This window comes from Bradyrhizobium hereditatis (genome assembly GCF_020329435.1).
Lineage (GTDB): Bacteria > Pseudomonadota > Alphaproteobacteria > Rhizobiales > Xanthobacteraceae > Bradyrhizobium > Bradyrhizobium hereditatis.
In genome coordinates this window covers 52734-60479 of record NZ_JAGKJK010000026.1, presented here as the reverse complement: position 1 = coordinate 60479, position 7746 = coordinate 52734, and the positions used below count along the sequence as shown (strand labels likewise).

At 61.2% G+C, this 7746-nt stretch carries 5 protein-coding genes; 4 read left to right on the top strand and 1 reads right to left on the bottom strand.

Annotated elements, in window-relative coordinates:
- The 4 genes from J6524_RS34885 to J6524_RS34870 form a co-directional block, all read left to right on the top strand.
- On the top strand, positions 1-211 hold a 211-nt coding region (locus J6524_RS34885), incomplete at its 5' end, for a transposase (RefSeq protein ID WP_225669337.1).
- Between the two features lie 2279 nt (positions 212-2490).
- The gene (locus J6524_RS34880) at positions 2491-2898 is read left to right on the top strand and encodes a hypothetical protein (RefSeq protein WP_225678439.1); all 408 of its coding nucleotides are present in this window, start codon (positions 2491-2493) and stop codon (positions 2896-2898) included.
- Positions 2899-3304: 406 nt separating this feature from the next.
- Positions 3305-4969, top strand: coding sequence for a thiamine pyrophosphate-binding protein (locus tag J6524_RS34875; protein WP_225678438.1), 1665 nt, complete (start codon positions 3305-3307; stop codon positions 4967-4969).
- A 12-nt stretch (positions 4970-4981) separates the two neighbouring features.
- Positions 4982-6115: a mandelate racemase/muconate lactonizing enzyme family protein gene (locus J6524_RS34870; protein WP_225678437.1), complete on the top strand. Its 1134-nt coding sequence runs from the start codon at positions 4982-4984 to the stop codon at positions 6113-6115.
- Between the two features lie 102 nt (positions 6116-6217).
- Here J6524_RS34870 and J6524_RS34865 read toward each other — a convergent pair whose 3' ends face one another.
- Positions 6218-7597, bottom strand: coding sequence for an LLM class flavin-dependent oxidoreductase (locus J6524_RS34865; protein ID WP_225678436.1), 1380 nt, complete (start codon positions 7595-7597; stop codon positions 6218-6220).
- Between the last annotated feature and the right edge of the window lie 149 nt (positions 7598-7746).

Here is a 7746-nt window from a genome sequence, read left to right as displayed (position 1 = left end):
CGACCAAGAGCCCAACAAGATGACCTTACGCCGTCAAACGGCGGAGCATCCGTTCGGGACCATAAAGGCCTGGATGGGGGCGACGCACTTCCTGATGCGAAGACAGCACAAGGTTGCGACCGAGATGGCGCTCAATGTGCTCGCCTACAATCTAAAACGTGTAATAGCCATTCTGGGCTGCCGAACACTGCTGGAAGCGATGCAGACGTAAAGGATTTTGCACTGGAGCCAACTCCAGATCCGGTCCCAGACCTCTCGACCTGCCACTCGACAAAAGGGTTATCACACAGCCTGGGCCCTTTGCTGACCTGAGCCAGTGCCTGAGCAGATTCCGGTTTGCAGTCAAAATCGGACCTTCGGCTAATGTACGTCAAACCGGACCGGCTGGGCCAAAACCACCCGAATCCGGCGAAGCCTCTCAGCGGGCCCAAGGGCTCGACCTGTCCGGACCCACAGCACGACGATCAAATTCGGTCGCCGCCTGTTGGGTTTCGAGTTCCTTTATCCGCGCCTCGGCCTTCGTGAGCCGACGGCGGAGGCTGACTACTGCCATGGTTGCGAGCACGGCCCAAGGATACACAATTCCGTTGATGTTTTTGAGGGTTTCGTAGCTCGGGTGAAACCAAGGCTCAAGCATAGAAGGTACTGTCTTTCTGGTTTGCGATTTAATAACGGTCGGTCGATCAAAGAATGGCGTTCGCACAGAGGGCGGCTCATTCGAGCCGCCGAAAGGTTTTGATTTTGAGGCCCAAGCGGACAAACCAACTCTTGGCTGTGATTTCAACCTTCGTCCAGGCGACACCGTACCTTTCCGGTGGCGCGTTCTTTCCAGCCATTTTCTTGAGGTCTCCCGTTGACGGCTGGGGGGAGCGGGGTAAAGTTTTCACGGAATCGTTTCCTTTTTGCGAGGGTGGCGGTTTTAACTTGGTCGGCCCCGTCGTTGGCGCGGCGGGGCCGTCCTGCTCTATAATTGATAACGACAAGTCTGCTTTTCTCCTTCACAAGCGGCGCTGACAAATCCTCAGAAATCGGAGCGCCGCAGCTTCCGATGGTCGAATCAGATCCGCCTGGACTGATTGGACACGCGAGCGACTTCACAATGCAATGCAACAGTCGTGCTAAGAGCCTCTACCTCGTAAGGATACGGTGCCATTTCGATCGCCTTGTAGCCGGCCGGTAACATTTTGTACCAGGCAATTCCGGTGCTCAAAGCGGGTCTACGCATGAAAAAGCCCCCGGCGAAGCGGGGGCCACATGATTCATATCCTTGGTTTCAGGCCGTGGAATCGATCATGGCACAGGGCGGCGGCCGTTCAGGGATCAGTCGGCCGATAACTCACCGATGCGCCGTAGACGCTCATGTCCTGTGGCGCGAAGAGGCCGGATTTCACGATAATTCGCACGTAGTAGAAATTTCGGGAATGACTCGGACGCCATGCGGGATCGCTGCATCTCGCTTCATCGGTCGCGGTCTGCAACGAACCCTTGGACTGGACTGCGCACCTTGATGTTTCAGCTCCTGTTTCCATCGATATTTCGAGGAGCTCCGCTGTCGCAACGCCCCTGAAAAATGGATCCAGACGCGCCGCCGCCTGTGTGTCTCGGGCTGCGGTGGGGTCGGGGTTCCCGCCGCCCTTATAGGTTATGCCGATATGGCTAATGTAAACAGGTGGAACCCCGCAATAGAGCGTGACAGTACTTCCAGCGGTGGCGGTAACAGCACCAGCGGTGACGATAAGACCTGACGCGCTCGCCGGTATGCAGGTTACAGCGCTTATACCCCACAGTTGATGAATGGCGTGCGCAGAGGGATGAAAGCACATGCACGTCGCAGCGATGACAGCCACTCCCATCAGACGCCTCGACCGCATAGTTGAGAAGAAAGCCACAAGGCTCGTTATGGATACTCTCCGTGTCATGGGGACCTCCCGGTTGAGCATCTAACCAGCGCACTTTGTAAGCCACTCCTCGAACGAACACGGTGAACAAGATCACACTTAGGAACAAAATGAGCCGCCATGCGTGCGTCGATTGCGGCCGTGCATGGTGGAGAATATGAACAGCTTATCCGGCGAAGCGCCGCAGTCCGAACATTTGATGCCCACTCGGCTCGATCACCTCCTGACCTCCTTTCATTGACGTGACCCGCGCACCGGCAGCATGCCGACCATGCGGCCCTCGCTCTGCACGCCGTCACCGGGTTCGACCAGCTCTAGCTCGGCAAGGTAAGGCTTGCCATGCGCGGGCCGGATGATCTTGCGCTGTCCGACGATTTGCCCACAGGCAAAATCCCGAAGGACCGTTGATGCGAAGTCTGGACTGCCATCAATACCAGACTAGCGGCAGGCGACGAAGTTGGTCGGTTTCGGGCCCAGATGCGGACGTTCTTGCTCGCCAGATCCAGCCCGCTTGAATCCTCCACTGCGTTCGTCCATACACCACTGGTTGTGTTCAAAATGAGCGGGCGCAAATTGCTCAGGGATCGCCGAGATGCAGCCGGACGCCGTTATTCCGACGATGCTAACGTTCGTCGTCGGCATACTATTCGTTTCCTTGATTCATGCGGCCGTAATCAAATTTTTCGAGCGAAAGCTGACCTTTGGACAGGCCTACCTGATAGTAGTGGTGACTACCATCGTCTCGGGCACGCTACTTGCAGTCTACACTTCTGCTAGGCCGCTGCTTGGCTTCTCCGAAACGTTAGACTTACTAGCCAATTTAGCAGCCCTGGTGCTCATGGGCTTCATGATCACACGACTGGCGGCGAACTACGGGATCAAGAAACAAGGGCGGTTTAGTCTTGGAACGAAAGTGATGTTTACGATGCTCTTGATGGTCCTGATTTTCATGATCGCTTTAGCCGGCGTCATATTGCTCCTTGGAGGGGGCCTCTCGTAGTTGATCTGTTGCGAACGATACATCGCGACCCAGGTCCGCTCAGGGTCCCTTCTGCGACATCGGGCTATGTCCGCTATTCCGCCGCTGTTGAGGGTTGAGCGGACATCAGTCAGTCGCTTAATGAGTACACGGCCTAGAGCGGGATGAGGCCGTGACGACGGACAATCTCGTGCCGCAGGCGCAAGCTGCCTGAGCGCTGCGAGCCGGGTCCCATTCTACTTTGCATGGGGTTGTTTTCGCGTTTTTTGTCCGGGTCCCGCGGTGTACCGCTGCCGCGCTGCACGGCGTCGGGGACACGGAAAATGCCCGTGCAGAGCAGCCATGACCGCGATCCATTGCTTACGCGCGCCAAGTTTGGTCATCTGTTTCCACCCCGCGCTTCTTCGCAGCGTGGGTGGGAGGAACTATGAAAAACAAAATCACCGGCCGCTCCGCATTTCTGGCACTGCTGAAGGACGAGGGCGTCACGCATCTGTTCGGCAATCCCGGCACCACCGAACTGCCGATCATGCATGCGCTGAAGGACCATCCGGACCTCACCTATGTGATGGCGATGCAGGAAAGCCTGGTCGTCGCCATGGCCGACGGCTTCAGCCGTGCCTCGGGCAAGCTCGTCGCCTGCAACGTCCATGTCGCGCCCGGCCTCGGCAACGCCATGGGCTCGCTCTACAACGCAAGCTTCACCGGCACGCCCTTGATCCTCACCGCCGGCCAGCAGGAGCAGGGCCATGGCCTGACCGAGCCGGTACTCTATGGTCCGCTGGTGCGAATGGCCGAGCCGCTGGTGAAATGGGCGGTCGAGGTGACGCGGCTGGAGGATTTGCCGCGGATCGTGCGCCGCGCCGCCAAGATCGCGACCACGCCGCCGACAGGGCCGGTGTTCATCTCGCTGCCGGGCGACATCCTCAATTCGGAAGCCGGCATCGACCTCGGCCGTTCGACCCGGATCGACACCCGCGTCAAGCCGTCGGAAGAGTCGCTGCAGGCGCTGACCGCGCGCATCCTCAAAGCGGAGCGGCCGGTGATCATCGTCGGCGACGAGATCGTCAAGAGCGACGCCTTGCAGGAAGCCGCGCAACTCGCGGAAGCGTTGGGTTGTCCTGCCTATCAATCGCCGACGCCCTATGGCGCGCATTTCCTCTCCGAGAGCCCGTGCTTCATGGGTGCGCTGGCGCGGGTCCAGAAAATCGCGCGCGACGCGCTGTCGCCTTATGATCTTATCATCGCGCTCGGCGGCGATCCCTTGCGGATGTCGGTCTATAGCGAAATCGATCCCTTGCCGGACGGACTTTCGATCGTCCAGGTCGGTCTGGTCGATTGGGATATCGCCAAGAATTATGGCGCCGAGATCGCGCTGAAGGCGGATGTGCGGGAAACCCTGCGCGTGCTGATTCCTGCACTGAAGGCGGCTGGTGGGCGCGCCCTTGAGGCGCGTGCGCGAGAGGGATTGGCTGCGCTGGCATCAAAGAACTGGACGGCGAGGCGCAAGCCGCTGATCGAGCAGATTTCGAAGCACGCCAAGACTTCGCCGATTGATCCGGACTGGCTGACGCTGCAGGTGGTCGAGGCGATGCCCGACGATGCCATCCTGGTCGACGAGGGATTGACGTCATCGCGGCAGATGATCGCGCTGCGTCCGCATCGCGACCGTTACGGTTATCACGCGCTGGCTTCGGGCGGCATCGGCTGGGGATTGCCGGCTTCCGTCGGCGTCAGCCTTGCCCATCCGCAGCGGCCGGTCGTGTGCTATTCCGGCGACGGCAGCGCGATGTATTCGATCCAGTCGCTGTGGACCGCCGCGAACCACAAGCTGCCGCTGACCTTTGTCATCGTCAACAATGGCGGCTATCGCATCATCAAGCAGCGGCTGCTCGCCTTCCATGGCGACGATAATTATGTCGGCATGGATTTCATCGATCCGCCGGTGGATTTTACGGGCATGGCGAAATCGCTCGGGCTGGAAGCGACGAAGGTGACCGATCCGGGTCAGCTCAAACCGGTGTTGTCATCCGCCTTCAGCCGCCCCGGCGCGAAGCTGATTGAAGTCGTGGTTAGCAATGCGGTGAATTGAACCGGCCGACGCATGATCATCAGCGCTGTCCGAACGCACATCCTCGAGGCGAGGCTTTCGCAGCCCTTTGCGTATTCCCGGGCCTGGTACGATACCCGCACCGCCATGGTGGTCGAGATCGAGACGGACACTGGCCTGACCGGCTGGGGCGAATGCTACGGTCCGGCACGGATGACCGCTGCCGTCGTCCAGAGCGTGGCGCCGTGGCTGATCGGCGAGGATCCGCTGCGAACAGATTATTTGTGGCAGATGATCTATGCGCGGCTCCGCGATCACGGGCAGAAGGGCGTCGTGATCGAAGGCCTCAGCGGGATCGACATCGCGCTGTGGGACATCAAGGGAAAGCATTTTGGCGTGCCGGCCTACCAGCTGCTGGGCGGTCCGCTCCGCACCGAAGTGCAGGCTTACGCGACCGGTCTTTACCGCCGCAAATCGGGCGATCCGCTCCGCTATCTCGCCGAGGAGGCGGCCGGCTATGTCGCGGAAGGCTTCAAGTCGGTGAAGCTCAAGGTCGGCTTCGGGGTGGAAGAGGATGCGGCGGTGACGCGCGCCGTGCGCGAGGCGATCGGGCCCGACATCGCCCTGATGGTCGATGCCAATCATGCCTACGACGCGGTGGCCGCGATCTACCTCGGCCGGATGATCGAGCCATACGATATCGGATGGTTCGAGGAGCCGGTGCCGCCGGAGGATGTGGCGGGCTATCGCGCGGTGAAGACGGCGCTCTCCATCCCCATTGCCGGCGGCGAATGCGAGTTCACGCGGTTCGGTTTCCGGGATGTGCTGACATCGCATGCGATCGACATCCTCCAGCCGGACACATGTGCAGCGGGCGGCCTCACCGAATGCAAGAAGATCGCCGACATGGCCGAAGCATTTGGCGTCCGCTACAATCCGCATGTCTGGGGCACCGGCATCGCGATCGCCGCGTCCTTGCAGCTACTGGCGGTTATCCCTGCCCACACGCCGGTTTCGCTCGCGCCGGTCCAGCCGATCCTGGAGTTCGACCGGACCGAGCACCCCATTCGCCAAGCGCTTCTGGTTAAGCCGATCGAACACACCGGCGGCATCGTGCGCGTGCCCGAGGGGCCCGGCCTTGGCATCGAGATCGATTGGGACGCGCTGGCACGCTTTGCGGTTCGATGATGAAAGCGCGGGCGCGCCTTCGCAGTTCGTAGCCCGGATGAGCAAAGCGATATCCGGGGCCGGTGTCAGTTGGCTTCCCGGATGTCGCTTCGCTCATCCGGGCTACGCAGCGCTTGCCTTCGCGCGATACCGGCTTGCCGGATGCTGCTCCGTTAGCCGCGCGCGGCCCTTGCCGAACAGCTTCTCCCGCAACGTACCCTCTGCATATCCGCTCTTGTACCGCCCGCGCCTCGTCAGCTCGGGCACCAGCATGTCGGCGATATCCTCGAAATCGCCGGGCGAGGTGGCGAATGCGACGTTGAGACCATCGACGTCGGTCTCTTCGAACCACGCCTCGATGTCATCGGCGACCTTTTCGGGCGTGCCGACCACGACAGGGCCGGCGCCGCCGATGCCGACGTGCTCGACCACCTCGCGCACGGTCCAGACCCTGTCAGGATCAGCGCGCGTGACGTTGTCGAGCGCGGTGCGGCCGGCATCGTTCTGGACGTGGCGGACCTGCTGATCGAGATCGTAGCTCGAGAAATCGACGCCCATCCAGCCTGACATCAAGGCCAGCGCACCCTCGGGCGCGATGTGCCTGCGATAGTCGGCGTATTTCGCTTTCGCCTCCGCTTCTGTACGGCCGAGGATGATCGTCATCATCGAGAACATCAGGATCTCGGCCGGGTTGCGGCCGATCTCCTTTGCCAATGCGCGGATCGCCGCCACGCGCGGGCCTATGATCTTGGCCGACGGGCCTGACATGAACACGCATTCGGCATGTTGGGCGGCGAACTGCCGGCCGCGCGGCGAGGTGCCGGCCTGGTACAGCACCGGCGTGCGCTGCGGTGACGGCTCGCTCAGGTGAATCGCGTTGAGCCGGTAATGGGCGCCCTCATGCGCGATGCGATGCACTTTCGACGGATCGGCAAAAATGCCGCGCGCGCGGTCGCGCAGCACGGCGCCGTCCTCCCAGCTTCCTTCCCAGAGCTTGTAGACCAGCTCCATATATTCGTCCGCGATCTCGTACCGGTCGTCATGCGCGGTCTGCTTGTCCTTGCCGGCGCCCCGGGCTGCGCTGTCCAGATAGCCGGTCACCACGTTCCAGCCGATGCGGCCTTCGGTCAGGTGATCGAGGGTCGACATGCGCCGCGCAAACGGGTAGGGCGGCTCGAAGGAGAGATTGCTGGTGACGCCGAAGCCGAGATTCTGCGTGACCGCCGCCATCGCCGGAATCAGCATCAGCGGCTCGTTGGCCGGCGTCTGCGCGGCGTTGCGCAGCGCGGCGTCCGGACTGTTGCCATAGACATCGTAGACGCCGAGCACGTCAGCGAGAAACAGCCCGTCGAACCGGCCGCGCTCCAGCACCCTTGCCAGGTCGAGCCAATAGGGCAGGCGGTTGTACCCCAGCGTGCGGTCGCGTGGATGGGTCCAGAGCCCCGGCGATTGATGCGCCACGCAGTTCATGGCGAAGGCGTTGAGCCGGATTTGTTTTGTCATGACGCACCTCGAACCGCGCAGAGTTCCTCCGCGCATTCGCCCGGTTAAATGCCGGGCTGTTGCCCGAAATTGTTGCACCCTCGCTGCATTTAGCAAGGCCCATTCGTTAGCCGCGCCACTTCCAGCGGACGGCTTATCCCGATAGGTTG

Coding starts and splice junctions, on each gene's coding strand:
- J6524_RS34880 (WP_225678439.1), top strand. CDS start 2,491: ATGCAGCCGGACGCCGTTATTCCGACGATGCTAACGTTCGTCGTCGGC.
- J6524_RS34875 (WP_225678438.1), top strand. CDS start 3,305: ATGAAAAACAAAATCACCGGCCGCTCCGCATTTCTGGCACTGCTGAAG.
- J6524_RS34870 (WP_225678437.1), top strand. CDS start 4,982: ATGATCATCAGCGCTGTCCGAACGCACATCCTCGAGGCGAGGCTTTCG.
- J6524_RS34865 (WP_225678436.1), bottom strand. CDS start 7,597: ATGACAAAACAAATCCGGCTCAACGCCTTCGCCATGAACTGCGTGGCG.